The organism is uncultured Flavobacterium sp. (assembly GCF_963974175.1).
Taxonomy (GTDB): domain Bacteria; phylum Bacteroidota; class Bacteroidia; order Flavobacteriales; family Flavobacteriaceae; genus Flavobacterium.
Window position 1 is genome coordinate 218,577 of the sequence record NZ_CAXBBR010000004.1, and the last position, 26,151, is coordinate 244,727.

Below are 26,151 nucleotides of genomic sequence, written 5' to 3' on the forward strand. Positions count from 1 at the left end.
GACAATAAGCTTTGAGTATGCGGGAATTTAATTTACAAAAGCCAAGTGGACAAGCATAACAGAATCGTTGATCAAATAAACTTTACATTGATATGTAAAAGATATATAGATTTAAACCAAAATAAAATAAGGCAGGTGATGAAGCTAATAGACCGTCTTTAATTTTTAGCCTGACTATTACTCCAAAAAACATTAATAAGGCTAAGCCTCCAGAGGATATTAGTAAAATAGAATTGTATAGTAAGCCAACTAGTAAACCTATAGCTCCCACAATTTCTAAAATTGCCGTAAGTGCACCAAATTTACTCAACCCAAAGCGGATAAATTCACTTTTCATATTTGGAGTTGTAAAGTAAGCTACACCATAACCTAAAAAAGAGAGACTCGAAAAAATTATTAAAACTTCTAGTAAACTCATTAGGCAATTAGATTAAGGGTTGCAGCAGCAATATAAAGACTTAGTAGCAAAAGAAACAATGAGGGTATACGTTTTTGCCAAGGGTTATTTACTTTGAAGTGAAAATACTGTGCACTCAACATCAGGAAAGCCATCAATAGTGACGGAATTAAAACCAGAGAAGGATACCAAATTCCAGCTACAAGCAATGTTGCTAATACTATTTTAGTGGCTCCAACAATCGTACGCGTCAAATCGCTCAGACCATATTGTTTAAATTCTTTCACGATATTTTCGAAACGAAATACCCATACAATAACAACAGAAATAGCAACAATTAGTTGCGTAATCACTGATAAATTCATCATTTTAGTTCCTTTAAATTTCCTTACTAATTTGGCTTTTCAGGTTCTGCCCCGTTATTTTGAGTGATTTCTGGTCTTCACTTTTTAATCTCTAATATGATTAACTTTTATACTCGATTAAGTATTAAATATTCGCTCGTTTATTCCTACCGGCGCGTCGTCTATGAGTTGTGGTCACATTTGATGGTACCGTGGCTACAATTATTCTACTAAGATAAAAATTCTTACGAAAAATGATTATTAATTTTGTAAATTCTTCTTAATTTCACAAAATCTACGTGTTAAATTAGCACAAAATGGTATTGCAAGTAAGTAGAGTACGTAAAACAGATTATTACTATTTTCTATATATAACTTAGTAGAGCGAAGTAGAAAAAATATTTCGAAAAGAAACACAGGGAAAAGGTAGAGATTAGCGCAGATTTTAAATAATTTCTACAAACCAGGTCATTACGAGGAATGAAGTAACCACAGTATCATCGTCTACAGCAACAATATCTAACTGTATCAGTAAATTAGAAGCAATGATAATCGTTTGTGAGTGATGATACTTGCGCCAGTATTGACAAGTTACTTTAGTGGTATTGGTAATTCATAATTTCGGCTACCATCTTTTGCGCTCTCTTCAAACAGAATAAGAGTTAAAGTTGACGACTCCTCTTTTTTCTCAATATCAATTGTGAAATCAAAGTTGCCCCATTCTGGTGCACCAGCATCGGTCGTTGTGAAACCAGTTTTCAATTCATTATGGCCGTCCTCAATCACCCAATTTATGTTTGCTTCCCACACTTGAGCTTGTCCTTTTACGTGGAATTTATTTCCATCTACTTTTTCTACAGTTACTTGGCGAAAATGTTGATTTGACAATGCCGTTACTACTTGTTTTTGGGGTTCGACGGACTTTGTTACTTGAACGGTATCAATAGAAGTCGAGTTCTCATTATTGTTAGTATCGTCACTTTTTTTGTTGTTGCATGCAAATACAAGCACGGCTAATAACAAGATTGTTGATTTTATTTTCATTGTTTTCTTATATAAGATGTTTCTCTTTTTTCTCATCAAATTAATTTACCACCAAACTATAAAAAATTCTAAATACGAATCTTTGTGTTTTTGCCAACATAGTGGAGCTTGTTTTTCTCCAATACAAGTCTTTATGTGCTTTTCTATACCATTAAAGTCTGTCCAAATTTCGTTTTCAGATGGATCCATTCCCCATTCCTTTTTTGAAGGTATATAATAGTTTTTTCCAGGATTATCAAGGCTAACAAATGTTTTAAGATTCAAATAGTACCCTTTTATAGCTTTTTCATAAATAGGGCTAAAACTGCCCTTGTATTCATAAGGAATAAACAAGAAAACTAGTAAACATAGCGCTTGCGAAACTTCGTCGATTGCTATTGTATCAAACGTTGATTTAGTGCAATTATCGTATAGTAAAGGAAATTGTTTTGTTTTTAATTTTTCTAATTTTTCTTTCAAAGAATCATTCCTGTTTGGTCCAATCCAGTTATTTATTGGTTCCGAAGAAATACTTGGGTCGAATAGATAAAATTTATAAGCTAACTCCATGTGGATTAACTGCTTTGTACCTTCATCTTTAATGATAAAATCAATTTCACCTATAGTTTTCGTATCTTCAATGATCTGAGTATTTTCATATAGCACTTTGTAGTTGGTAGAGGACTTAATTAATTCAGAAACAATTTTTTCTACTAAATGACCTAATCTTAAATTAGTTGGCAATTGAAATTCTAGATCCCTTACTAGGTTTAATGCTGATAAATCAAAAGTCTGTAAACCAGTAATAGAAAAGTCTAGACTATTGGCTTTTACTATTGATGCTATCCTTGACTTCGTTTTCATTTTCTAGTAGGTATTAATGTATTTTGTTTACGCAAAGATACAGCACAGCGATTTGGAAAGAATCACAAAGAATTTCTACAGAGTTCATCATTTATTCGAAGGTGAAATCAATTTATAATGGAGGCAGCAATTCTTGTGTAACGAAGAGAAACAAGGGAAATACTGAGATTTTCAAAAGGTTAATCAAGCATTTCAAAAAACCAGATCATTATGAGGAACGAAGCAATCATACTAAGTATGTTTTTACGTAAACTTTTGGAATTATTATTCAAAAGAGTAGTAGAACTAATCTTCGTTAGCACAGAAAGGCTTTTTGCGCTAACGATCGTGTGTGAAAATCCGTTTGGTCGGGTAAATTATTCGACTAATAGTATTAGGAGGCAACATTACTAATTCAGTTACACTTTTCCGATTTTTACCACCGGGGAAGAACCAAAATCATTATCTGTTTTTGGTCGCCAAATAATGTGTTATTAAAATTACTTTTCAGCGTCTGCTAATTTCTTAGTGTCTATATATTGCTGAAAGGACATAATTTTACCGTCGTCATTGAGTATCCATAAATGTGCTGCTTGAGCATCATAGGTCTTTCCTGTAGTTATTACTTTAGCATCATACCGTAAGGTTGCTAAAACCTTATTGTCACTCATGTTGTGAAGTTGTATATCTTTCAAATTAAAATACTCGTGGTTAGCACCAAGACGTACAAAAACACCATTTAAGATAGCATCTGGACCAATATATGGATTGCCATCTGCAAGAGAATTGCTTTCGGCTTCGTTCCATACAATATCAGGATGCATAGACCCGAGAACCGTTGGCATATCTCCCGTTGCGAAAGCTTTGTACACATTGTCAATAACCTGAACGTTCTGTTTGTTTTCCATGATTTTTGATTTTAATTCATTTAGGTATTTTTAATTCATATTTTAAGTCATTCTAAAATCGTTAGTATTTGTTCTAAAGACTCCACAAGTTCAAGTGAAATAATTTTACTTTCCCTCCGTTTTTTAATAAAACACAATATAATTCTGTCAAAAAAATGCTGCTGTATTTTATTCAAATATAACACATATTTTTAAGGTAAAAGCAAGATAATGAGGTGGTTATTAAAGATTTGTTAAATTACTAATAACAAAAGTTAACGAGATGCAAAATGTAATTATATTTGTTAAACTATCGTCAATTAAATGTTGATAGTGTATCAAGGCAATAGGACTATTTAATAACTCAAATTAAATAATTATGACTATAGATTTTGAAATTATCGAGAAAGAAAAGATAGAAACTTTAAAGTTTCCACATTCTGAAGTATTAGAAGACGATAGTGCTATTAAAGAAAGAAAAAACGCATTAGAGAGAGCACTTTCTTTAGGAAATTTAGAACATTCAAAAATTCAAATTTACTTTGAAGATGGAGTGTCAAAAAAAATGGTAGAAACTACAGTTTGGGCAGTAACAGATGAAAGTGTAGTTTTAAAGAAAGGAGTTGGAATCCCAATTAATAGAATTTTAAAGATAGAGCTTCTACAAATCGGTCTCTACTAAGGATTTCTTTTTGGTTTTTCTGTTCTGACGATGGAGAAATCTACCTGTCATCTGCACAATAATTCTTGTTTCGTAAAGAGGCAATGAGGAAGCACAGAGATTCACAAAGGTTTATAAAGAATTCCCGCAAACCTTGTCATTGCGCGGAACAAAGTAATCACACTAAGTATTTTGAACTTAAACTTTTTGAATTAGAATCAAAATAATAGCAGTCTTAATCTTTGTAGGCACGGATTACAAATCCGCGCTATCGGGTTGTGATTTCTTTTCGATTTCGAATTTCAATTCTGCAATTTCACTTTCGCTTTTTTCGCCAAGAATATTTGCTAAATTATCTAACTCTATTTTTTCGTTAAGATAATAGTTTATTAATTCATCTCTTATTTTTTGAATATCATTTGAGTTGTATAGTTCATAATTACACATTTTCAATTCGCCAGAATAAAGTTTTAGCTTTATAAAATTTGCGACTCCGTTTGACCTAGGACTATTAAAGTTACCTCTCACAGAAGCAACTATTTTACCATAATAATCGTCATTTGAAATCTCAATATTTTTAATCTTTTCAATTTCAAATACTTTATTTCCAATTTCAATTGAGTTCATTTCAAAAGTTAGAAATCCATCAATTTTGCCTTTCAAAGGTTCAGTTTTAGGAATTCCGATAACGCCTAAAATTATTCCGCAAATAACAGTGATAAGCATCATTCCAAGAAGAGTATTATTGAGAAAGTTTTTTTCCAAAATTCCACTTCCATTTTTTATTACTAAAATGAGCGTACAAGTGAATATAATTGGATAAATAACTCTATTGTTACTCCAATAAAATTGCGATGACTTCTTAAAAATTGAAAATCGTTTCATTTAATTCGGTTATAGCATTACCGCTAACGTTATGCCACTTTGAGATGGCTGGAAGTTCGTAACCGCTCAATTTTCGGTTAAACGAAAACTTGATGCGAAACGGTAATTCCACTAAATTCCAGCTAGCTCAAAATGGCTGTTAGTGGCTGGCTTGATTAATTCTGTTTAATAAAGTTAAATAATGTTTTTTATTTCTTCCCATAGAAACAACTGAACTTTTCGCATTTGGATTGCAAATACTATTAAAATAAATTCTGTTTTCGGCAAAAATAATAGTTATTAATTCTCCCCAACTACCAGAAAAAAAGCCTGGATAGGTCGTAGCCGTATAATAATTTTCTGTGTTTTTATTTTTTATCCATTTTCTTTGTTCTTCAATTTCGGTTATAATCTTTTTAATTTCAAATACGTTTAAGCTTGTATAAATAACTTTAAATTTTAATCTCCTTTTTTGTGAAAAATAAAAGAGTATAGATATTAAAATTGGAATAATAATAAACCATAATTGATTTTCAGAAAAATCCCTCTTAGTTCCATTAAGTACGTCTTTTACCGATAAAAATATAATTGTTATAGGAATGATAAGGATTCCAATAACAATTCCATAGTGAGTTGTTTTCTGCCAAAAGTTTAATTTTAGTTCCCGTTTTTCTTTAGAAATTTGAATTTCTCTTTTCGTCATTTTAGATTTCTGATTTTCTTTTTTTTTTTTAAGATTGCCACTAACTTGCATATAACATCAAATATATACATCTTTTTTGGTGTTTTTTTTTCTTATAATTACTCTTTTTGGTATTGAAGTGCAATAAATTTAATAGTTAGCCCTGATAGCAAAGGCATCCTTTATATCCTCGTTCTTAAAACGAGGATATAAAGATAAAGTGGATAGCAGGAGGGATGGTGTTTTTAGAATAACTATTTCTGCTCCTGAAAATCAGCATAAAAAAAACACCGGCCTTTCGACTGGTGTTTTAATACTACAAAAAAATATAACAAATAATCAATTATTCTACTAACTCTGTTTGGTTTCTAAAAACCAATTCCCCGTTGAAAGCGTCGAGCAGTATGATACTGTCTGTAGCGATTTTTCCAGCTAGAATTTCTTTAGAGAGGCTGTTTAATACGTCTCTTTGTATCACACGTTTCACTGGTCTGGCACCAAACTGTGGATCATAACCTTTCTCGGCCAGATACGCTATAGCTTCAGGGGTTGCATCCATGGTGATTCCTTGCAGTGCGAGCATTTTGGTCACACTTTTAAGTTGTAAACTAACAATTTTAGTGATGTTAGCACTAGTCAATGGCGTAAACATTACGATTTCATCGATACGATTAATAAATTCTGGACGTACCGTTTGTTTCAATAAACTGAGCACTTCGGTTTTTGCGACCTCTGTGGCTTCTTCCATGCTGCCTTTTAGATTTTCAAATTTCTCCTGAATAATCTGGCTTCCCATATTAGAAGTCATGATGATAATGGTGTTTTTAAAATCGGCGAGACGTCCTTTATTGTCGGTTAATCGACCTTCGTCTAATACTTGTAACAAGATGTTAAACGTATCGGGATGTGCTTTTTCTATCTCATCTAATAATATTACAGAATACGGTTTTCTACGCACCGCCTCCGTTAACTGACCGCCTTCATCATAGCCTACATATCCAGGAGGTGCTCCCACTAAACGGCTCACGCTATGGCGTTCCTGGTATTCACTCATGTCGATACGGGTCATGGCATTTTCATCATCAAAGAGGTATTCTGCCAATGCTTTTGCTAATTCGGTTTTACCAACACCAGTTGTTCCAAGGAATAAAAAGGTTCCCACGGGTTTTTTCATGTCTTGTAATCCGGCGCGGCTTCTACGCACAGCATCACTTACGGCCTCAATCGCTTCTTCCTGACCTACGACACGCTGGTGCAATTCAGCTTCCAGATGCAATAGTTTTTCGCGTTCGCCTTGCAGCATTTTCATAACTGGTATTCCAGTCCATTTAGCTACTACTTCGGCAATATCTTCGCGGGTTACTTCTTCTTTTATCAGGGAGCTTCCGCCAGCTTGGTTTTCAACTAGTTCCTTATGTAAAACATCCAGACGCTCTTGGGCTTCTTTGATTTTACCGTAACGAATTTCGGCTACTTTACCATAATCGCCCTCACGTTCTGCTCTTTCAGCTTCGTATTTATAATCTTCGATTTCTGTTTTTATTCCTTGAATACTATCGACAACATCTTTCTCTGATTTCCATTTCGCATAAATTTCGTTTCGCTCTTCTTTAAGATTGGCTAAATCCATTCCTAAAATTTTGAGTTTACTTTCGTCTTTTTCTCTTTTTATGGCTTCGATTTCAATTTCGAGTTGCATCACTTTTCGATCCAAAACATCGAGTTCTTCGGGTTTTGAATTGATTTCCATACGTATTTTTGAAGCGGCCTCGTCCATTAAATCAATAGCCTTATCCGGAAGAAAACGATTGGTAATATAGCGTTGTGATAATTCGACTGCAGCGATAATCGCCTCATCTTTTATCTGTACTTTGTGGTGTGTTTCATATTTTTCCTTGATACCACGCAGGATTGAAATAGCACTCTCAGTATCTGGTTCTTCGATAATTATTTTCTGAAAACGTCTTTCGAGCGCTTTGTCTTTTTCGAAATATTTTTGATATTCATCCAATGTGGTTGCCCCAATAGCACGCAGTTCTCCACGAGCCAAGGCAGGTTTCAGGATATTTGCTGCATCCATCGCACCTTCACCACCACCAGCGCCTACAAGTGTATGAATTTCATCAATGAATAAAACAATATCGCCTTCGGCAGCGGTTACTTCTTTGACCACTGATTTTAGACGTTCTTCAAATTCTCCTTTGTATTTGGCTCCAGCAATTAAGGCTCCCATATCTAGTGAGAATACGATTTTGTCTTTCAGATTATCTGGAACATCACCGTCAACAATACGGTGTGCTAAACCTTCAGCAATTGCGGTTTTACCTACACCGGGTTCTCCCACAAGCATTGGGTTGTTTTTTGTACGACGCGTTAATATTTGGAGTACTCTTCTAATCTCTTCGTCCCGACCAATTACTGGATCTAATTTCCCTGCTTTGGCTAGTTCGTTTAGGTTTTTAGCGTATTTATTTAAAGAATTATACGTTTCTTCGGCAGAGGCGGAAGTCACTCTTTCTCCTTTTCGCAATTCGTCTATAGCGGCTTTCAGTCCTTTTTCGGTTGCACCTTGATCTTTTAATATTTGAGCAACCTTACTTTTAGAATTAAAAATAGCCAAAATCAAATGTTCGATTGAAACGAATTCGTCGTTCATTTTTTTTGCAATAGCTTCTGCCTCGTTTAAGGTAGAATTTGCCGTTCTAGAAAGCATTACTTCGCCTCCAGTTACTTTGGGGAAACTTTGTATGGTGCTGTCTAAAATTTGGATAAATAGCGGCACATTTACATTTAGTTTTTTTAAAATGAAAGGAGTCACATTTTCGTCCACTTCAAGCATGGATTTGAATAAATGTTCGTTTTCTATTTGTTGTTGGCCAAAACCTTCAGCTAGCTGCTGTGAATGCTGGATGGCTTCCTGTGATTTTATAGTAAATTTATTTATGTTCATGATTTTATAATTTTAGAGTTATTATGGTAACTTTGCAACTTGATAATCAATTTATATTCCATTACAATAGTACAGACAATATGGCGTAAAGAATATGATTTTTATCATATAACCAAGTCAAAATGACTTAATTACAGACAAAATATGAGTTTTTTAAAAAATATCTTTGGTGGCTCTTCGGAGAATGAAAATGAATCGGCACCTAAAATGAACTGGAATGCTTTAACTGATTTGGAGCAGCTAAATGAGATTGTTTCACTTTCTAATGAAAAACCAGTGGTTATTTTCAAACACAGCACTCGATGCAGTATTAGTAGAATGGCTTTGAAACAATTTGAAAATGAGTTTGATCTCACAGATAAAGTTACACCTTATTTTTTAGATTTAATAGCGCATCGCGATATTTCTAACGACATAGCGTCACGATTTGGAGTGATGCATCAATCACCACAATTATTGTTGATTAAGGGAGGGAAATCGATTTATGATGTTTCCCACAGCGATATTGATGCTGAAGCTTTGAAGGGGAAAGTATAGTTTATTTAGCTAGAAAAAAATACCGCAAATTCGCAAATTATTATTTGTTGGGTTTGCGGTTTATTGTTTTTAAAAAGTCCCACTTGAACCGCCACCACTAAAATCACCACCACCAAATTCTATATTTGACTCGGTTGTAGTTTCTGGTTTTAAGCCTAGTTGGGAAGCAATTAGTATTTCGGCATTCAAAAAAGCATTTGTTTTTGTTAAACGATCAGGCTTAAATGTGATTCCAGTTTCTTTGTTTTTGAATTTTTTTATAGCAAAATAAGTAAAAGCAAAGAGGAGTACACCGCCAAGGGTTAATGCAATTTCAATAGGTAAAACAGCATAATAAAATCGGATGGTATAAATAGAAAAACCAAGTGCTAAGAACCCAATCCAAAGCATTATTCTATCTTTTTTTAAAATCGAATAAACTAAATAAAATAGGGGCACTGCAAAGGTAAAACCATAAAAGAATGGTGCGAACGGAATATCACTATTTGGAGCAATGGCTGCACCAAGTAATGCAACTGAAAGTTCTCGTACTACCAGATAATTTCCAGAAAGATAAAAGAGTATTAGGCTGAAACTATTTGCTAAAGAAATTCCTTTGTAATAAAATGGGTTTGTTGTTTTTGGTACGATTGTTTTACTAATAAAATAGATTGCTACAGCAAATAACATCATTACAAAAGGTAAAACGGTTTTTCCGATGCTACCCAATTCAAACATCGCGTATGTTAGCGTGGCTGTTAGTGCTAAACAAAATAATAGCGCCATGGAGAGATGTAAATAACGGAGATAGCTAATTAATGCGGTAAGTGTTATAATAGACGCAATTACTATTTCGTTTCCATCTGTTAAAAGTCCTATGGCTACAGCCAAAGTTAATTGGGATCCTACTATAAAGGCATCATCTAATCCATGACCATAAAATTTTAGACGTGTCATGACTTCTGCTCCCGCAAAACCAACGGCCGCATATAGAAATACAATAACTTTAAAATTTTCACCTATTGCATTTTCGCCAATTAAAGTTAAGAAACCACAAATAGAGGAATATAAAAAACTTCCCAATACGAAAAAAGCCAGTCTGATTAATAGGTTGTTACTACTTTTTGGGATTGTTAGTTGTTTAGAAATCCCTTTATATTGTTCGCTATCTATGAAGCTAGCTTCTTTTAAAGAATGTGCTTCTTCGACTAGAGTTAAATTCTCTAATTCCACTTTATCGTATACTATCATCGCTACTATTTTTATTGAATTTTTTAATAAGGCGAATAAAAGAGATTATAGAAATTATGAAATAAAAGGGTACAAAAAAGAAGAAAGAAATTAAAAACTCATCAATATTTAGAAGCTCAATGCCTTTAAATAAAATAATATTAACCCCAATATATGCATATACGATAGTGAAAACAAAAAGAGAAACAGATTTGACTTTATAACTGGACGTATAAAAATAATACAAGGCAGCAGCTAAAATAACTGCGAATATTAACCAGTATGGTTCAAATAAATTATTGACACAGGAAATACTAATAAGGTGTAATCCAAAAGTTAAATACACTAAAGTAAAATGTTTTTTTAATCCAATCTGATTACTGTAAATCGACCAAAGAACAAGTACAATTCCTAAGGCAATCGCCGAATAGCTTAAAGTATTTGTTTCGTAGAAATCATTATTAAGCAATGCTTGTGGACTAACCGATAAACCAATGTATGCAGCCAACCCAGTGATTGCAATGGATAAGATGCTTTTGTTGTCAAAATAATAGGCGCAAAAGAGTCCGATTACTGTGGGAATTAAAGTAGCTAATCCATAATGAGTACCAAAAGCGGTGTATTGAAATTGCAAATAGCCTATAAAAATACAAGTCAAGAGAATAGCTGCAAGAATGAGGTAATCATATATTGGGTTTTCAAAATTAGTTTCGCCTTTTTGAAATCCAGTGCTATTTTTAAAACTAAAATAATAACAAATGATGGCTACCACTAATAATAATGATAAGACAGCAATATGACCAATAGTATCAATGTTTTGATAAATCAATATTCCAATTCCTGTCGTAAAAGACAAAACAGAAAGGTATAGAAACAGTTTCAACTCGGTATTTAGTGAAAAAATTTCCAAACTTCGATAGGCTTTAACTTGTTTGAATTGGGCATCCGTTATTAATTTTTTCTCAAAAAGGGCTTGAGTTGCTTGTTCTTCAAAGGGATTCATATTTATGATTTAAATTGGCTACTATTCAAATATATGTATTCTTTGTTGATTTTCTATACGACTATTTTTTGTACACTATAATTTCAAAAAAAAATCCATTCAGTTAAGAATGGATTTTTAAAGTAGTCAGGTATGGAGCAGTTTTTAAAAAGCCAATTTCATCTTTTCTTTTATCTCTGCCAAACATAAATTATTTATACTTCCTTCATGAGTATGTTTGGTCTCTTTTGGGGATTCATAAGTTCCATTCTCTAATTGTTCCGCTACGGCTTTGTATGCGTCTCTAAACGGCATTCCTGCAACAACCATTTCGTTTAAAGTATCTACTGTAAACAAGTAGTTGTATTTTTTATCGGCTAGAATATTGTCTTTTACTTTGATGTCCTTTATCGAGAAAATAGCAATATCTAAACAAGCTTGTAAGTTTTGAATGGCCGGAAACAATCCTTCTTTCAATAATTGTAAATCTCTGTGGTATCCACTTGGAAGGTTATTAGTAATTAAAGTGATTTCGTATGGTAAAGCTTGAATCTTATTGCATTTTCCACGAATTAATTCAAAAACATCAGGATTTTTCTTGTGTGGCATAATACTAGAACCTGTTGTCAAGTGCGCAGGTAAACCTATAAAATCAAAATTCTGACTCATATAGACACAGACATCCATGGAGAACTTCGCCAAAGTTGCAGCAACGCTACTCATAGCAAAAGCCAAAGTTTTTTCTGATTTTCCACGACTCATTTGTGCGGCAACCGAATTGTATTTTAAGGTTTCGAACCCCAATTCTTTTGTAGTGAATGTTCGGTTGATAGGGAACGAGCTCCCGTATCCTGCAGCAGAACCTAACGGATTTTGATCTACCACTTTCAAAGCAGCATTCAACATCGTGATATCATCAATTAACGTTTCTGCATAAGCAGAAAACCACATTCCGAATGAAGATGGCATAGCGATTTGTAAATGCGTGTAGCCAGGTAAAAGTACATTTTGATACTTCTCTGCGGATTCCATTAGTAAATCAAAAAGCGATTTGACTTGGTCTTTTAGGTCAATAACAACGTCTTTTAAATACAGGTTGACATCGACTAGAACTTGGTCGTTACGAGATCGCGCAGTGTGTATTTTTTTACCCGCATCTCCCAATTTGACGGTCAGTAAGTATTCAATTTTGGAGTGTACATCTTCAAATGAATCTTCGATTATAAAGTTTCCTTCAGCAACATCAATAATGATTTCGTTTAAAGCAGCTACTAAAAAATCAGTTTCAGTAGTGGTTAATAAGCCTATGCTTGCTAACATTTTAGCGTGAGCAATAGAGCCCAAAGCATCATATTTAGCTAGAACCAAATCCAATTCTCTGTCGTTACCAACGGTGAATTGTTCGATTTGTTTATCAGTAGGTATTCCTTTTTCCCAAAGTTTCATAATTTTTTTGTTTCAGGTTTAAAGTTTCAAGTTGTTGGTTTGAAACTAAAATAGTTTGTTTATTTCATTTCCAGATTTTCTAGCCCCGATAGTAGCGGCATCCTCTTGTGGCGGTTTTTGCCACAAGAGATATAGCGTATAGCGGGAATAGCTCCTAATTATTTTATTGCTTTAAAAAATCTCCCAGTATTTTAATATACAATTGGATCCCTTCTTTAATTTCGTTTACATATAAAAATTCATCTGCTGAGTGCGACCGCAGCGTATCTCCAGGGCCTAATTTTAATGATTTACAGCTCAAAACCGATTGGTCAGAAAGTGTAGGAGAACCATAAGTCGTGCGTCCTAAAGCAATTCCGGCTTGCACTAATCCGTGCGATTCTGGGATAGACGAGGAGCTTAAATTCATAGAGCGTGGTGTAACCTCTGCATTCACATTGTCTTTTACGATTTGTAAAATTTCGTGATTAGTATAGCAGTCGTTGACACGGATATCGATAACCAAATCACATTCTGACGGAACGACGTTGTGTTGTTTTCCGGCATTGATTTGGGTAACGGTCATTTTTACAGGACCTAATTGCTCTGATATTTTATCGAAAGTATAGTTTTTAAACCATTCCATAACTGGAATCGTTTTGTAAATTGCATTATCGTCATTTTGATGTGCGGCGTGACTTGGCGTTCCTTTTACCTTAACATCTAAGACCAATAACCCTTTTTCGGCTATAGCCAATTGCATTAGGGTAGGTTCGCCCACGATAGCACATTCTAATTCTGGTAAATGTTGTAGAACACTATTTAAGCCTTTTTTACCGCTACTTTCTTCTTCGGCAGAGCCAACAATTACAATGTTGTAAGGTAAATTTTCTTTGGCATAAAAATGGACAAAAGTAGCTAACAAAGAAACCAAACAACCACCAGCATCATTACTACCTAAGCCAAATAATTTACCGTCTTTTACAAAAGCATTAAATGGATCGTTTGTGTAGGCTTGGTTGGGTCTTACAGTGTCATGATGCGAATTTAAAAGTAAGGTAGGTTTAGCAGTATCAAAATGCTTATTGTATGCCCAAACATTATTGTTTTCTCTTTTGAAAGGGATATTGTTTGAATTGAACCAGTTTTCAATCAGTACAGCCGTCTTATCTTCTTCGCTTGAAAAAGAAGGAGTCTCAATTAGCGCTTCTAAAAGGGAAATTGCTTCTTGTGTAAGGATTTCGATGTTTTTCATTTATGTTGTTTTTTAAACACGGATTTCACTAATTAGCACTGATTAATTTGTGTTCATTTGTGAAATTTGTGTTTAGCATTTATAGTTGTATTGTTGTGCAAATAGCATCGTTGTTTTGTAACATACGATGGTGGCCAATTCGTATCTTTTGAACTCCTTTGGACAAGCTATTAAAGCAATTATCTAGTTTTGGAATCATCCCAGAATGAATGGCTTTTTCTTCTTTTAATTTCGAATATAACTCGGTATTCATATTTGCAATTACAGAGGAATCATCTTCTGAATCGAATAAAACGCCTGGTTTCTCGAAACAATAGTTCAAAGTTACTTCATAGACTTCTGATAAGGCAATGGCTAGTTCGCTGGCAATAGTATCAGCATTTGTATTTAATAACTGCCCGTTTTTATCGTGGGTAATGGCACAAAATACAGGGACGATTCCGCTAGAAAGCAAAGTTTCTAATAGTGGAGTATTCACCGATTTTACATCGCCTACAAAGCCGTAATCGATTGTGGGATGATTTCTTTTGTCTGACTGGATTAAATTTCCATCCGCTCCAGAAAAGCCCATCGCATTGGTATTTTGTCCTTGTAATTGAGCTACAATATTTTTATTGATATGACCGGCATAAATCATCACAACAACATCAAGCATAGGCGCATCAGTAATACGGCGGCCGTCAATCATTTGCGGAACTAAACCAATACTTTGTGCCATTTTTGTCGCTGACTTTCCACCACCATGAACAAGTACTTTATAGCCTTCAATTTTGGAGAAATCAGTAAGAAACTGTTTTAGCTCTTTCGAATCATCAATGATGTTTCCCCCAATTTTTATTACGGTAACGGATTTTTTATTGTCCATTTTTTAATATTTTTTGCAATACTAATTGTACTGCATAGGTTCTATTGTTAGCCTGTTCGATCACAATTGAATTTTCACTATCAATTACTTCATCTGTGACAATTACATTACGTCTAACGGGTAAACAGTGCATGAACTTGGCATTGTTTGTCAGTTTCATTTTAGCGGATGTTACTGTCCAGTTTGGGTCACTATTAGTGATTTTTCCGTAGTCACTATAACTGCTCCAGTTTTTAGTATAGATAAAATCGGCATTTTCAAATGCTTTATTCTGATCGTATTCAATCTTCGAATCTTTGGTGATTTCTGGATTCAATTCGTAGCCTTCAGGATGGGTAATTACAAAATCGGCGTCTTGCAACTGCATCATTTCCACAAATGAATTGGCTACAGCCTGAGGTAAAGCTTTAGGATGTGGCGCCCAGGATAAAACGACCTTTGGTCTGTGTTCTGTTTTGAACTCTTCCATGGTAATTGCATCAGCAAGGGATTGCAAAGGGTGTCCCGTTGCACCTTCCATATTAACGATAGGTACGGTGGCATATTTTAAAAATCCAGCCATTACAGTTTCGGCATTGTCTTTTTCCTTGTCGACCAATCCAGCAAAAGCTCTAATAGCGATGATATCACAATATTGAGATACTACTTCCGCAGCTTCCTTAATATGTTCTGAAGCACCTTGATTCATGACAGCTCCATCTTCAAATTCCAGTGTCCAACCTTCATTGGTAAAATTCATAACCATGACGTTCATTCCTAAATTTAAAGCCGCCTTTTGAGTACTCAAACGGGTTCTTAAACTTGGATTAAAAAACAACATCCCTAGGGTTTTGTTCTTTCCTAGTTTTTTATTTTTAAGAGGTTTGCTCTTAATTTTAATTGCCGATTTCACCCATTTAGAGAGAGAGTCGATATCTTTTATTGAAGTGTAATTCATAATAGGTTTTATTAGACACTGATTAAACGGATTCGCTATCGCGAAGACACGGATAAGAGCGGATTTTTTTAAATGCTTTATGTTTTTCTTTTGCGCTGCTCAAGGCGCGGATTTATTTTTTTCTATTGTTTTCAAATATTTTTCTTTTAAACTCTGGTTTTTTGCCAAAATTGAGAAGCAAACCTACTTCGCAATCTGTGCTTCTTAAGTAATTCAAAATTTGGTTTTCAAAGTCTTTAACAATATAATCGACTGCTTTTAATTCAAGAATAATTAAGTTCTCTACTATTAAATCAGCATAATATTCGCCAACTTCAGCTCCTTTGTAGTAAACTTTGATTTTCTTTTGAACTTCAACTTGATATCCTTTATTTTTCAATTCTAAATACATCGAATTTTGATACACTTTTTCCAAAAATCCATATCCTAATTCGTTATAAACTTCGTAGAAAGTTTTAATAATAGCATCTGTTAATCTTTGATGTAGTAATTCCATATTTTAAAATCTGTTTTTATCAGCGTTTTCGCTTCAGCGAATCGGTATTATCTGCGTCCCAACTTTTAAATTATTTTAGTAAAAGGTATTTTGTTTTGTAAAGCATTCAAAATGAAATTGTCATTTAAACCATTTACAACCCAAGTCTCGATATTGGCTGCTTTAGCAATTGCTGCCGCTTCGATTTTAGATTGCATACCACCAGTCCCTTGAGATGATTTATCGTCACCAACCTCTTTGTTAAGAACTTGTAGGTCTGTAACTAAAGTAATGGTTTTAGGTGAGGTATCATGGATAGACGATTTTGTGTATATTCCATTTGTATTGGTAGCGATGATTAATATATCTACTTTTAGTAAAACAGCCGCTAAGGCTGCTAATTTATCATTGTCACCAAATCGAATTTCATCAGTTGCAACGGTATCATTTTCATTGATAATTGGAATATAATTGTTCTCGACTAATACATTGATTGTATTTACGATATTGACTTTTGATTGGTCTTTTTCAAAGTCGGAATAGGAGAGTAGACACTGCGAAGTAAGCAATCCTAAATCACTAAAGTTTTCGTGAAAAATCCGCATTAAATGTGGTTGCCCAATGGAGGCCAACGCTTGTTTAACCACTATTTCTTTGCCTTTACTTTCCAATTTTACAAACTGTTTAGCAGCAGCGATAGCACCTGAACTTACAATAATAAACTCGTATTCCTCGTTTAGAGCGGCTATTTGCATTCCGATATCCTCAATCTTTCCTCTCGAAATATGATTGGTTTCTCTGGTAAGTGTATTTGTACCTATTTTTAGTAATATTCTCTTTTTAGCCATTGTATTTAACCACAGAGGGTTTTTTATGTGTTTACTTTTAACCGCAAAGGGCACAAAGTTTTTTTATTTTTAATCTTTATAAACGCGAAGGGCTTAAATTTAATTTCTCAACGAAACTTTGATAAACGCAAGATTCGCTATGCGTTGTGTGACTATTTTATAATCTTTATTTTCTGTATTTAATTTTAAAGATCTTCAATCAAAAATCATTACCTAATTTGTCCGTCTCCGTAAATATACCATTTATTAGTAACCAGGTGTTGCAGTCCTATTGGACCTCTTTGGTGTAATTTGTCTGTACTGATAGCAAGTTCACCACCAAGACCCAATTGACCACCATCAGTAAACCGAGTGGATGCATTATGATATACCGCTGCCGTATCCACGTTTTCCATGAATTCTTGTGCAACAGCATCGTTCTGAGTGATGATGGAAGCCGAATGGCCTCCACAGTATTTGTTTATTTTTTCGATTGCTTCTTGATCAGAATTGGTACTTCCAATCACGATCTTGTAATCTAAGAACTCCTCATACCAAATCAAATCAGATTCAATTTGTTTTACACCAGTTGCTTTTGCAACAGCATCATCTCCTAGTACTATAACATTAAATAGTTGAAGCTCTCTAATAATTTGCTTGGCAAAAATTTCCCAATTTGGTAAATTTGTATCAATAAGTACTTTGTCCAAAGCATTACAAACAGATATATTAGATGTTTTTCCGTTGACGATAATGGCTATAGCTTTCTCAATATTCGCTTCGGCATTTACATATACAAAATTATTTCCTCTACCGCTTACAATTACTGGGCAAGTAGCGTGTTTCTTAACAAAGTTAATTAGGTTTTCACCACCACGAGGGACGATTAAATCGACTTTTTGTGTTGGTTTTTCTAGAAAAGCTTGCGTTTCTATTCGGTCATAATTCAGATATTCAACCCAAGAAGTAGCTACATCATTATCTTTTAAGGCTTGATGCCAAAGGCTCACAATTTTTAAATTCGACAGTAAAGACTCTTTTCCGCCTTTTAGTAAAATTTTATTTCCTGATTTGAATGCAATTCCGCCCGCTTCAACAGTAACATCCGGTCTTGATTCATAAATGATTAAAATAGTTCCAAAAGTAGCCGTTTTATTGCTGATTTTCAAACCGTTTTCATGCGTAAAATTGAAACGAACTCGCCCCACAGGATCTTCTTGACTGGCCAATTGTTGTAGGGAAAGAATCATTCCGTCAATCTTAGTATCATCAACTAGCAAACGTTTCTCCATAGCCAAATCATCACCGGAATAGTTGGCAAGATCTTGCTGGTTTGTGGCTTTTATAACTGTTCTTTCTTGTTCGAGAAGCGCAGCCATTCGACTTAAAACGGCATTTCTTTTATCTATTGGTAAAATTTGGCTCATGATTATTATTTTAGTTCCACTAATGATTCTTGCAAAGCCACAATAAAAGTATCAATTGCAGCTGTCGTAATTGTTAAAGGAGGAAGGATTCTTAATAAGTTCTTATTATTAGCTCCACCGGTGAAAATGTGTTTTTCAATAATCATTTTCTTTCTCAAAGCGCTTACGTCAAAATCAAATTCGACGCCTAACATCAATCCTCTTCCTTTTACTTTGATGATTTCGGGAATCACTTTTATGGCTTGCATGAAATATGCTTCTACTTTTTTTGCGTTTTCCATCAAACTCTGACTTTCCATTACCTCTAAAACAGCAATACTTGCGGCACAAGCCAAATGACTTCCACCAAAAGTAGTTCCTAGTAAACCATAGCTCGCTTCAAAATGAGGAGCAATTAGAATTCCACCGATTGGAAAGCCGTTACCCATTCCTTTTGCCATGCATATAATATCAGGTTTGATGTCATGAAATTGATGTGCAAAGAACTTCCCGCTTCTTCCAAAACCTGATTGTACTTCATCCAAAATTAAAACAACATCATTCGCCTTGCATACTTTTTCTAAGGCTTGAAAAAACTCGGTCGTTCCTTGGTCTAATCCACCTACACCTTGAATAGGTTCAATGATTACACAAGCGACATCGCCTTTTATCAATTCGGCTTCCACTAAATCTATTTCGTTCAATGGCAGGAAAGTAACTATTTGTTGTGCGTTAATAGGTGCTACAATTTTTTTATTATCAGTTGTTGCTACAGCTGCAGAAGTACGCCCATGAAAAGCATTGTGAAAAGAGACAACTCTGGATTTATTGGTATGAAAAGAAGCCATTTTTAAAGCATTTTCATTGGCCTCAGCCCCAGAACTGCATAAAAACAAGCTGTAATCTGTATAACCTGAAAGTTTTCCTAGTTTATCTGCCAGCTCCACTTGCAACGGATTTTGAATTGCATTCGAATAGAAACTCAAATTATCCAGTTGGGCTTTTACTTTGGCTACATAATATGGTTGTGTGTGACCTATAGAAATCACTCCGTGACCAGAGTATAAATCTAAATATTCGATTCCTTTATCATCTGTAATGATACAATCTAATGCTTTTACTGGAGTGATAGGATATAATGGGTAAACGTCAAATAAGTTCATTGTGTGTATGTTTAAAAGTTTAAGGTTTAAAGTTTCAAGTTCGTATTAACCTGAAACTTTAAACTTGAAACAAATTTTTAGAATCCGCTCGGCTTCAGGTGCAATCCTGTAGATTCCTCTAATCCAAACATTAAATTCATGTTTTGGACGGCTTGACCTGATGCGCCTTTTACTAAATTATCAATTATTGAAGTAATTAGTACCCGGTTTCCTTTTTTCATTAAGCTAATGATGCACTTATTTGTTTGCACTACTTGTTTCATGTTGATGTTCGTAGTGGTAACGGTTACGAAAGGTTGGTCTTTATAAAAAGCTTCGTATTTAGCAACCAAATCTTCTAAACTTTCTTCTACAGTAGTATACAGAGTTGCAAAAATTCCTCTTGCAAAATCTCCTCTGTTCGGTACAAAAATCAATTCGTTTGTATAATCAGCTTGTAATTGGTTCACACTTTGGTTAATCTCACCTAAATGCTGATGATCAAATGCTTTGTAATGCGACATATTATTTGATCTCCAACTAAAATGTGTAGTTTCTGACGGGCTAACGCCTGCGCCGGTACTTCCTGTTGTAGCATTGATATGTACATCGTTATTTAATAGCCCGTCAGCTGCAAGCGGTAGTAAAGCCAACTGGATTGCAGTAGCAAAACAACCTGGATTTGCGATATAGTTGGCGTTTTTAATATTGGCTTTATTCAGTTCAGGTAAACCGTAAACAAATGATTTTCTTTCAAATTGGTTGTCTTTCGTCAATCTGAAATCATTTCCTAAATCGATGATTTTAGTATGGCTGGCAAATTGATTTTGTTCTAAAAACTGAATCGATTTTCCATGACCTAAACACAAGAAAACGACGTTGACGTTCGGGTTTACAGTATCAGTAAAATTCATTTCAATATCTCCCATTAAATCATGGTGCGCCACTGATAAAGGTTTACCGGCATTTGTAGTGCTGTAAACAAAATCAAGCTTTGCGTTAGGGTGAAACATCAAAATTCTGATTAATTCTCCTGCGGTATATCCTGAGCCTCCTATAATTCCAACATTAATCATAATTCAAGTCGTTTACAGATGAAAATATGTTTTGGGCATTTCCTAGTATCTTGATAAACCCTTTCGCATCATCAGATGTCCAAGCATTGTTCATTTCGCCGTATTGTCCAAAACCGGTGTTCATCAAATCATTATCTGATTCAATTCCGTCAAGCGTAAAGTGATATGGTTTTAAAGAAACGATAACTTTCCCGTTTACTGTTTTCTGAGTGTCTTCAAGGAAAGCCTCGATGTTTCTCATTACAGGATCAAGAAATTGTCCTTCATGAAATAACATTCCGTACCAGTTTCCTAGTTGTTCTTTCCAGTATTGTTGCCATTTACCAAGAGTATGTTTCTCTAATAGATGATGTGCTTTTATAATAATTAATGGAGCAGCAGCTTCAAAACCAACTCTTCCTTTAATTCCGATAATCGTATCACCTACGTGCGTATCTCTACCAATAGCAAAGGCATTTGCTAATTTTTCAAGAATAACAATATTATCAATAGGTGATTTTTTTATATTGTTAATCTCCACCAATTCTCCTTTTTCAAAGGTTAAAGTCACTTTCTCTTCGCCTTCTTTTTGTAACTGTGAAGGGTAAGCATCATTAGGAAGTGGCTGATCTGACGTTAATGTTTCTTTCCCTCCAACACTTGTTCCCCAAAGTCCTTTGTTGATAGAATATTGTGCTTTTTCCCAAGAATAATGCACTCCGTTTTTTGATAAATAATCCACTTCCTCTTGTCTTGATAATTTCAAGTCTCTGATAGGGGTAATGATTTCAATTTCGGGCGCGATTGTTTGAAAAATTAAATCAAAACGGATTTGGTCATTCCCAGCGCCAGTACTTCCGTGAGCAATTGCAGTTGCACCAACTGATTTTGCATATTTTATAGCTTCAATAGCTTGAAAAACACGTTCGGCACTTACGGATAAAGGGTAGGTGTTATTTTTTAAAACATTACCAAAAATTAAGTACTTAATGGCTTTGTCATAATATCTGTCTACAATGGTTAGGTTAGCGTGTTTTGCACTTCCTAATTCGTAGGCTCTTTCTTCAATTGCTTTTAATTCGGCGTCATCAAAACCTCCAGTATTGATTAATACGGTGTGAACTTCATATCCTTTTTCGTTTTTTAAATACTTAAGGCAATATGAGGTATCTAAACCTCCACTATATGCTAATACAACTTTTTTCATTTCGATTTTATTTTTTTCCAACTCCCTCTCCATAGGAATGGGAGTTGGGGTAGGTGAAAAGTATTATTAATTATTTTATTCTTCTCGTTACTTTTTCTCTTTTGGCTCTCTCCCTTTCGGGGAGGGCTGGGGAGGGGATTAGTCTTCTAAAAAAAGGGCTTGTTTAATTTTTTTCAATCGGTTCCAAATCCGGACATTAAAAGGGTGTTTTGGTGGAACTTTAGCTTTTTCCTTAGGGTCATAAAGCATTCCAGTACACAAACACATTTTGTTCTCCTTACTTTTTAGGATTTCATAATTAGTACAAGTTTGACATCCTTTCCAAAAACTTGGGTCAGTCGTCAATTCAGAAAAAGGAACAGGCTTGTATCCTAGTTCAGAATTGATTTTCATTACGGCAAGACCCGTTGTGATTCCGAATACTTTAGCATTTGGATATTTTTCCAAAGAGTAATCAAATACCTTTGACTTAATTTTCTTTGCTAAACCTAAATTTCTGTAATCTGGATGTACGATTAACCCTGAATGTGCGACATAGTTGCTATCTTGCCAACTTTCGATATAACAAAAGCCAGCAAAAGTACCATTGTCTAAAGCGATGACTGCATCCTTATTTTCCATTTTTTTCAGGATATATTCAGGAGTTCTTTTTGCAATTCCGGTTCCTCTTAATAAGGCAGATGATTCTATAGTATCACAGATAATTTGTGCGTACTTGAAATGCTCTTCTTGGGCTATAACAATAGAAATATTCATTACAAGAGTTGAATTTTTGAGTTAAAAAATGATATGTACGTAGGTTTTAAAATACATTTTTTGTTTCCATGAATAAAAAAACAAAAATACGAAATTATAGTCCAATAAGTTGAATAACAATAGAGTACTGTAAAAGGTATACTGATTTTGGAAAATACTATTCCAATGGAAAATAAATGTGATTTCAAAACGGCAAAATAATAAATGAATAAAAATATTTACAAAACAACTTTGGAAACTATACTAATAGCGTCCGTACTTCGGGTGAAGCAGTAGGTTTGATTGTCCGTGAGATTGGATTAATATTTAAATTTGTATTATTCATTACTGCAAAAGTACACTATTTTCTATTACTTGATACTAACTTTATGCTTTCTAACAAAATTTCAATGCTTTGTTGTATTTCAAAAAAACCTCCTTGAGAAATAAGGTTCTCAAGGAGGTTTTTTTCAATCGTTTAATTTCTAAATGGATTTCTGCTGATTATATCTTTTATTTTTAATTTTAAATCTTCGGCGGTATCATAAACCATTTGCTCATTAGTTGGAAAAAGCAACCTACTGTTATCAAAATAAGGATAGTAATTATCGTCTGATGCTCGCCTGTCCCCTTTGTATTTGGAGTAAATATTTTCAAAAACATTTTCAGCAGTCAAAGGAAATGATTGTAAAAGACGGTTATTTTGGTAATTTACATAATCTACAATAGCTGTAATTTGGCAAGATTTGAATTGTCTGAATTCATAAATCCGAACCGTGACATCTCTAAAATTATCCACCATGATTACTTTACCATCTTTATCTAAGACCTCTTTTCCATTATCGTCTAAAAGTTTTCTGGAGCCATCCTTGATTTTACGTTCTTTTACGAATTCCGTCTGATTGATTTGCTCTGGTGAAATATATATTTGATTGAAACGAATAAGCATACCGTAATCATAATTAATGCCTTTTTGTTTGTAGGTGTGGTACACTGTCCATTTGTCGTTCAGACCATACGTACTGAAGTCTAATAGTTCGTTTTGTAAACGAGCAGGGATAATCATATTGGTTTGGTTTATTGTTTCTACCATTACGTAATCAGAGCCCTTGAATAATGCGTTGTCCATAAGACTCAAAACATCTTTATAATTAGGGTTTATCTGATTCAAATATTGTAAATCATCATACGCTTTACGGTAATTCATTTTATTGTCTGTTAATAACAACCTTTTGGAATTAGCATATAAATAGGAGGAAAGGGCATTTTTGCTGTCTATGATTTGGTCGTTATATTTGTCAAAGGGGAATATAGCATTTCGGCCTTCTCTAATTAATCGTAAAGGGAGTATTGGTTTTATTTTTTCCTGACGCTCGTTGAGTTGGAGATAGGTATTATACATTTTTTCTAATTGGGCAGGATTAGCGTCTTTGGCCAATAAATTTATAGCATTCAAATCGCGCTCTTTCGCTTTAGCAAAAGCTTCTTCTAGTAAATAGATGTAATCCTGTTTTCCTTTTTTGTCTTTATTGGTACGTAAGTTAGAAACTGCTTTATTTATAGCCGCGTCATAGTTACCGGAGCTTAATAAGTTCTGCGTGCTCTTCACACCACAGGAAGCAAGAACGATTGTGAGAGAAAGTAGGAGTAAAGCTTTTTTCATATTTAATAATTTTAAACAAATATATTTTATATAAGTTATGATTTCAAAATTGATGCCATAAAAAAACCATCAAAGTTGATTTGATGGTTTAATTAATTTGAATTAAAAGCCTTTTATATTAAGGTAATTTGTGGGTAAAAAATGAGATTAATGTCCTCCTCCTTCGCTTTCAATGTGAGTGATACCTTGTCTTTTTAAGATTTTAGGACAGTAGTAACCATAAAATCCTAAATAAGCAAAACCAAGTAGTGGTACAATGTAAGAGAAGTGCGTCCATGAAATACCAAATATTCCATTAGGACTAGTAAGATCTATATCGCAAATACTTCCTTGAACCAAAGGGATAACCCCTCCTCCAAGAATCATCATGATTAAGAAAGAAGATGCTTTTCCAGTGTTTTTACCCAATCCAGCTATAGCTAAATCAAAAATAGATGGCCACATGATCGATAAGAATAAACCTCCTGAGATAAAGAAAAATTTAGCAATTTCAGTATCTGTACAAACTAATCCTGCAAGCATCATTAGTAAACCCGATATTCCAAAAAGCATTAGTGTTTTTCCAGCATTTTTACCACCTACAAAACTTACTGCAATAAATAGTAAGATCCAGATTGGGTAAATGTAAAATGAAGAAACGTCATGTTGAGCAAAAACATTAGCGCCAATAATAACTCCAAAGGCTAATGCGGGTACGATGAACTTAAGAGCTGTATTTACAAGGTTTGAAGTGTTAAAAACATTTACACCACCGTTCCAGCGACCAATCATTAAACTTCCCCAATACAAGGCGATAAACGGAGATATAGCATCCTCTAAGATTCGGCCAAATTCTACTGTATGTAATAAAGCGGGCAAGTTACTGATTATAGTTACCTCTGTTCCAACGTAAATAAAAATGGCTAACATTCCTAAATATAACTGTGGGTAGTCTAGAATTCTAAATGAATCAGTACTGTCTGTAATAACAGCTTTTTCAACTTTGGCTGGGTTTTCAATTTTAGAAAAATTCATAAAAATGGCAACCACAATAAAAGCAACTCCTAAAATTATAAATGGAAGCTTTATGTCTTCTAAAGAAAGTGATGTTTTTTTATCTTGTCCCATACCGAATAATGCAATACCTAGTAAAATTGCACCAATTGTAGTTCCAAAAGAATTTACTCCACCGGCTAATGTCAAACGATGCGCACCAGTTGCCGGGCTTCCCATTTTAATAGCTAAAGGATTAGCTACAATTTGCTGAATTGAAAAACCTAGTCCTACTGTAAACAAAGCGGTAAGAAAGAAAGGAAAGCTTTCCATTGTTGCTGCAGGAACGAATAAAAATGAGCCAAATGCGGAGAGTAGTAAACCCGCAGAAAGTGTTTTTTTGTATCCAAATTTCTGTAAAACATCAACTTTTAGTGATATTAAGAAGAAAATAATTGATCCCACAAAGTACGCTACATAGAAGGCCCAAGCTACTAGTTGAGATTGAACTTGTGATAAGGTAAACACTTTTTTAAATACGGGAATCAATATATCATTGGCAGACCCAACAAAACCCCAAAAGAAGAAGACGATTACTAATGAAATAAATTGGCCCCATTTAGTTTGTAAATTTTCTGAACTCATAATTTTAAGGTTGGTTTTTTAAGATTAGATTTTATAGAACGGCAGTAAATGTATTTGTTAAGTAAATTAAAAAAAAATATATTCGAATAAAAATTATTAGAATTACAGAATAATCAATAATTGTTAAAGAAAGTGTTTTTTTTAAGATGTTTTTATTGAAATA

25 protein-coding genes are annotated in these 26,151 nt (G+C 34.1%); 2 read left to right on the plus strand and 23 right to left on the minus strand.

What is annotated here, in order from left to right; translation table 11 throughout:
* Positions 1-82 precede the first annotated feature (82 nt).
* The 5 genes from AAC069_RS08360 to AAC069_RS08380 all read right to left on the minus strand — a co-directional run bounded on the left by AAC069_RS08360 (position 83) and on the right by AAC069_RS08380 (position 3,515).
* Positions 83-418: a DoxX family protein gene (locus AAC069_RS08360; protein WP_339920018.1), complete on the minus strand. Its 336-nt coding sequence runs from the start codon at positions 416-418 to the stop codon at positions 83-85.
* Positions 418-765, minus strand: coding sequence for a DoxX family protein (locus AAC069_RS08365; protein WP_339920019.1), 348 nt, complete (start codon positions 763-765; stop codon positions 418-420). Before AAC069_RS08365 ends, AAC069_RS08360 begins: the two co-directional genes overlap by 1 nt.
* Positions 766-1,332: 567 nt before the next feature.
* Positions 1,333-1,821: a Gmad2 immunoglobulin-like domain-containing protein gene (locus tag AAC069_RS08370; protein WP_339920020.1), complete on the minus strand. Its 489-nt coding sequence runs from the start codon at positions 1,819-1,821 to the stop codon at positions 1,333-1,335.
* Between the two features lie 9 nt (positions 1,822-1,830).
* On the minus strand, positions 1,831-2,628 hold the full coding sequence (locus tag AAC069_RS08375) for a DUF1853 family protein (RefSeq protein ID WP_339920021.1): 798 nt from the start codon (positions 2,626-2,628) through the stop codon (positions 1,831-1,833).
* A gap of 479 nt (positions 2,629-3,107) precedes the next feature.
* A complete protein-coding gene (locus AAC069_RS08380; RefSeq protein ID WP_339920022.1) occupies positions 3,108-3,515 on the minus strand; it encodes a nuclear transport factor 2 family protein in 408 nt (135 codons plus the stop codon).
* A 358-nt stretch (positions 3,516-3,873) separates the two neighbouring features.
* On the opposite strand from AAC069_RS08380, the gene AAC069_RS08385 reads away from it, so the two are divergent.
* Positions 3,874-4,176 carry a hypothetical protein gene (locus AAC069_RS08385; RefSeq protein ID WP_339920023.1) on the plus strand — a complete coding sequence of 101 codons (303 nt, stop codon included), beginning with the start codon at positions 3,874-3,876 and terminating at the stop codon, positions 4,174-4,176.
* A gap of 234 nt (positions 4,177-4,410) precedes the next feature.
* Here the strand turns inward: AAC069_RS08385 and AAC069_RS08390 are convergent, their stop codons facing one another.
* The 3 genes from AAC069_RS08390 to clpB all read right to left on the minus strand — a co-directional run bounded on the left by AAC069_RS08390 (position 4,411) and on the right by clpB (position 8,651).
* Positions 4,411-4,920, minus strand: coding sequence for a hypothetical protein (locus AAC069_RS08390; RefSeq protein ID WP_339920024.1), 510 nt, complete (start codon positions 4,918-4,920; stop codon positions 4,411-4,413).
* Positions 4,921-5,179: 259 nt separating this feature from the next.
* On the minus strand, positions 5,180-5,722 hold the full coding sequence (locus tag AAC069_RS08395; RefSeq protein WP_339920025.1) for a hypothetical protein: 543 nt from the start codon (positions 5,720-5,722) through the stop codon (positions 5,180-5,182).
* Between the two features lie 322 nt (positions 5,723-6,044).
* Positions 6,045-8,651, minus strand: coding sequence for an ATP-dependent chaperone ClpB (gene clpB, locus AAC069_RS08400; RefSeq protein ID WP_339920026.1), 2,607 nt, complete (start codon positions 8,649-8,651; stop codon positions 6,045-6,047).
* A gap of 144 nt (positions 8,652-8,795) precedes the next feature.
* On the opposite strand from clpB, the gene ytxJ reads away from it, so the two are divergent.
* Positions 8,796-9,188, plus strand: a complete 393-nt coding sequence (gene ytxJ, locus AAC069_RS08405) for a bacillithiol system redox-active protein YtxJ (RefSeq protein WP_339920027.1) — start codon at positions 8,796-8,798, stop codon at positions 9,186-9,188.
* 69 nt (positions 9,189-9,257) lie between these two features.
* Here the strand turns inward: ytxJ and AAC069_RS08410 are convergent, their stop codons facing one another.
* From AAC069_RS08410 to AAC069_RS08480, 15 genes are all read right to left on the minus strand, one after another.
* Complete coding sequence (locus AAC069_RS08410) at positions 9,258-10,418, minus strand: hypothetical protein (protein ID WP_339920028.1); 1,161 nt, start codon at positions 10,416-10,418, stop codon at positions 9,258-9,260.
* Complete coding sequence (locus AAC069_RS08415) at positions 10,402-11,400, minus strand: DUF2157 domain-containing protein (RefSeq protein WP_339920029.1); 999 nt, start codon at positions 11,398-11,400, stop codon at positions 10,402-10,404. The genes AAC069_RS08410 and AAC069_RS08415 overlap by 17 nt, the downstream gene beginning before the upstream one ends.
* 144 nt (positions 11,401-11,544) lie before the next feature.
* Positions 11,545-12,825: an argininosuccinate lyase gene (gene argH / locus AAC069_RS08420; RefSeq protein ID WP_339920030.1), complete on the minus strand. Its 1,281-nt coding sequence runs from the start codon at positions 12,823-12,825 to the stop codon at positions 11,545-11,547.
* Between the two features lie 163 nt (positions 12,826-12,988).
* A complete protein-coding gene (locus AAC069_RS08425) occupies positions 12,989-14,059 on the minus strand; it encodes a M20 family metallo-hydrolase (RefSeq protein ID WP_339920031.1) in 1,071 nt (356 codons plus the stop codon).
* 79 nt (positions 14,060-14,138) lie between these two features.
* Positions 14,139-14,924 (minus strand): acetylglutamate kinase, encoded by a 786-nt coding sequence (argB, locus tag AAC069_RS08430; RefSeq protein WP_339920032.1) that lies wholly within the window; start codon positions 14,922-14,924, stop codon positions 14,139-14,141.
* Positions 14,914-15,861 carry an N-acetylornithine carbamoyltransferase gene (locus AAC069_RS08435; RefSeq protein WP_339920033.1) on the minus strand — a complete coding sequence of 316 codons (948 nt, stop codon included), beginning with the start codon at positions 15,859-15,861 and terminating at the stop codon, positions 14,914-14,916. The genes argB and AAC069_RS08435 overlap by 11 nt, the downstream gene beginning before the upstream one ends.
* Before the next feature lie 112 nt (positions 15,862-15,973).
* Entirely contained in the window at positions 15,974-16,357 is a 384-nt protein-coding gene (locus AAC069_RS08440) for a GxxExxY protein (protein WP_339920034.1), read from the minus strand.
* Positions 16,358-16,422: 65 nt separating this feature from the next.
* Positions 16,423-17,184 (minus strand): glutamate 5-kinase, encoded by a 762-nt coding sequence (gene proB, locus AAC069_RS08445; RefSeq protein WP_339920035.1) that lies wholly within the window; start codon positions 17,182-17,184, stop codon positions 16,423-16,425.
* Between the two features lie 209 nt (positions 17,185-17,393).
* Positions 17,394-18,590 (minus strand): glutamate-5-semialdehyde dehydrogenase, encoded by a 1,197-nt coding sequence (locus tag AAC069_RS08450; protein ID WP_339920036.1) that lies wholly within the window; start codon positions 18,588-18,590, stop codon positions 17,394-17,396.
* Between the two features lie 5 nt (positions 18,591-18,595).
* The gene (locus tag AAC069_RS08455; RefSeq protein ID WP_339920037.1) at positions 18,596-19,732 is read right to left on the minus strand and encodes an aminotransferase class III-fold pyridoxal phosphate-dependent enzyme; all 1,137 of its coding nucleotides are present in this window, start codon (positions 19,730-19,732) and stop codon (positions 18,596-18,598) included.
* A 77-nt stretch (positions 19,733-19,809) separates the two neighbouring features.
* Positions 19,810-20,787, minus strand: a complete 978-nt coding sequence (gene argC / locus AAC069_RS08460) for an N-acetyl-gamma-glutamyl-phosphate reductase (protein ID WP_339920038.1) — start codon at positions 20,785-20,787, stop codon at positions 19,810-19,812.
* Positions 20,780-21,973 (minus strand): argininosuccinate synthase domain-containing protein, encoded by a 1,194-nt coding sequence (locus AAC069_RS08465; RefSeq protein ID WP_339920039.1) that lies wholly within the window; start codon positions 21,971-21,973, stop codon positions 20,780-20,782. The genes argC and AAC069_RS08465 overlap by 8 nt, the downstream gene beginning before the upstream one ends.
* A gap of 138 nt (positions 21,974-22,111) precedes the next feature.
* Positions 22,112-22,729: a GNAT family N-acetyltransferase gene (locus AAC069_RS08470; RefSeq protein ID WP_339920040.1), complete on the minus strand. Its 618-nt coding sequence runs from the start codon at positions 22,727-22,729 to the stop codon at positions 22,112-22,114.
* Positions 22,730-23,186: 457 nt separating this feature from the next.
* On the minus strand, positions 23,187-24,371 hold the full coding sequence (locus tag AAC069_RS08475; RefSeq protein ID WP_339920041.1) for a hypothetical protein: 1,185 nt from the start codon (positions 24,369-24,371) through the stop codon (positions 23,187-23,189).
* Positions 24,372-24,518: 147 nt separating this feature from the next.
* On the minus strand, positions 24,519-25,988 hold the full coding sequence (locus tag AAC069_RS08480; RefSeq protein ID WP_339920042.1) for an MFS transporter: 1,470 nt from the start codon (positions 25,986-25,988) through the stop codon (positions 24,519-24,521).
* Positions 25,989-26,151 lie beyond the last annotated feature (163 nt).

Bases quoted from the DNA above. Each gene is read 5' to 3' on its own strand.
- AAC069_RS08385 (WP_339920023.1), top strand. From the start codon at position 3,874: ATGACTATAGATTTTGAAATTATCGAGAAAGAAAAGATAGAAACTTTA.
- AAC069_RS08480 (WP_339920042.1), bottom strand. From the start codon at position 25,988: ATGAGTTCAGAAAATTTACAAACTAAATGGGGCCAATTTATTTCATTA.
- AAC069_RS08380 (WP_339920022.1), bottom strand. From the start codon at position 3,515: ATGGAAAACAAACAGAACGTTCAGGTTATTGACAATGTGTACAAAGCT.
- AAC069_RS08410 (WP_339920028.1), bottom strand. From the start codon at position 10,418: ATGATAGTATACGATAAAGTGGAATTAGAGAATTTAACTCTAGTCGAA.
- AAC069_RS08425 (WP_339920031.1), bottom strand. From the start codon at position 14,059: ATGAAAAACATCGAAATCCTTACACAAGAAGCAATTTCCCTTTTAGAA.
- AAC069_RS08455 (WP_339920037.1), bottom strand. From the start codon at position 19,732: ATGAACTTATTTGACGTTTACCCATTATATCCTATCACTCCAGTAAAA.
- argB (WP_339920032.1), bottom strand. From the start codon at position 14,924: ATGGACAATAAAAAATCCGTTACCGTAATAAAAATTGGGGGAAACATC.
- AAC069_RS08415 (WP_339920029.1), bottom strand. From the start codon at position 11,400: ATGAATCCCTTTGAAGAACAAGCAACTCAAGCCCTTTTTGAGAAAAAA.
- argH (WP_339920030.1), bottom strand. From the start codon at position 12,825: ATGAAACTTTGGGAAAAAGGAATACCTACTGATAAACAAATCGAACAA.
- AAC069_RS08375 (WP_339920021.1), bottom strand. From the start codon at position 2,628: ATGAAAACGAAGTCAAGGATAGCATCAATAGTAAAAGCCAATAGTCTA.
- AAC069_RS08360 (WP_339920018.1), bottom strand. From the start codon at position 418: ATGAGTTTACTAGAAGTTTTAATAATTTTTTCGAGTCTCTCTTTTTTA.
- argC (WP_339920038.1), bottom strand. From the start codon at position 20,787: ATGATTAATGTTGGAATTATAGGAGGCTCAGGATATACCGCAGGAGAA.
- AAC069_RS08435 (WP_339920033.1), bottom strand. From the start codon at position 15,861: ATGAATTACACTTCAATAAAAGATATCGACTCTCTCTCTAAATGGGTG.
- AAC069_RS08395 (WP_339920025.1), bottom strand. From the start codon at position 5,722: ATGACGAAAAGAGAAATTCAAATTTCTAAAGAAAAACGGGAACTAAAA.
- AAC069_RS08370 (WP_339920020.1), bottom strand. From the start codon at position 1,821: ATGAGAAAAAAGAGAAACATCTTATATAAGAAAACAATGAAAATAAAA.
- AAC069_RS08465 (WP_339920039.1), bottom strand. From the start codon at position 21,973: ATGAAAAAAGTTGTATTAGCATATAGTGGAGGTTTAGATACCTCATAT.
- AAC069_RS08440 (WP_339920034.1), bottom strand. From the start codon at position 16,357: ATGGAATTACTACATCAAAGATTAACAGATGCTATTATTAAAACTTTC.
- ytxJ (WP_339920027.1), top strand. From the start codon at position 8,796: ATGAGTTTTTTAAAAAATATCTTTGGTGGCTCTTCGGAGAATGAAAAT.
- AAC069_RS08450 (WP_339920036.1), bottom strand. From the start codon at position 18,590: ATGAGCCAAATTTTACCAATAGATAAAAGAAATGCCGTTTTAAGTCGA.
- AAC069_RS08365 (WP_339920019.1), bottom strand. From the start codon at position 765: ATGATGAATTTATCAGTGATTACGCAACTAATTGTTGCTATTTCTGTT.
- AAC069_RS08470 (WP_339920040.1), bottom strand. From the start codon at position 22,729: ATGAATATTTCTATTGTTATAGCCCAAGAAGAGCATTTCAAGTACGCA.
- clpB (WP_339920026.1), bottom strand. From the start codon at position 8,651: ATGAACATAAATAAATTTACTATAAAATCACAGGAAGCCATCCAGCAT.
- AAC069_RS08475 (WP_339920041.1), bottom strand. From the start codon at position 24,371: ATGAAAAAAGCTTTACTCCTACTTTCTCTCACAATCGTTCTTGCTTCC.
- proB (WP_339920035.1), bottom strand. From the start codon at position 17,184: ATGGCTAAAAAGAGAATATTACTAAAAATAGGTACAAATACACTTACC.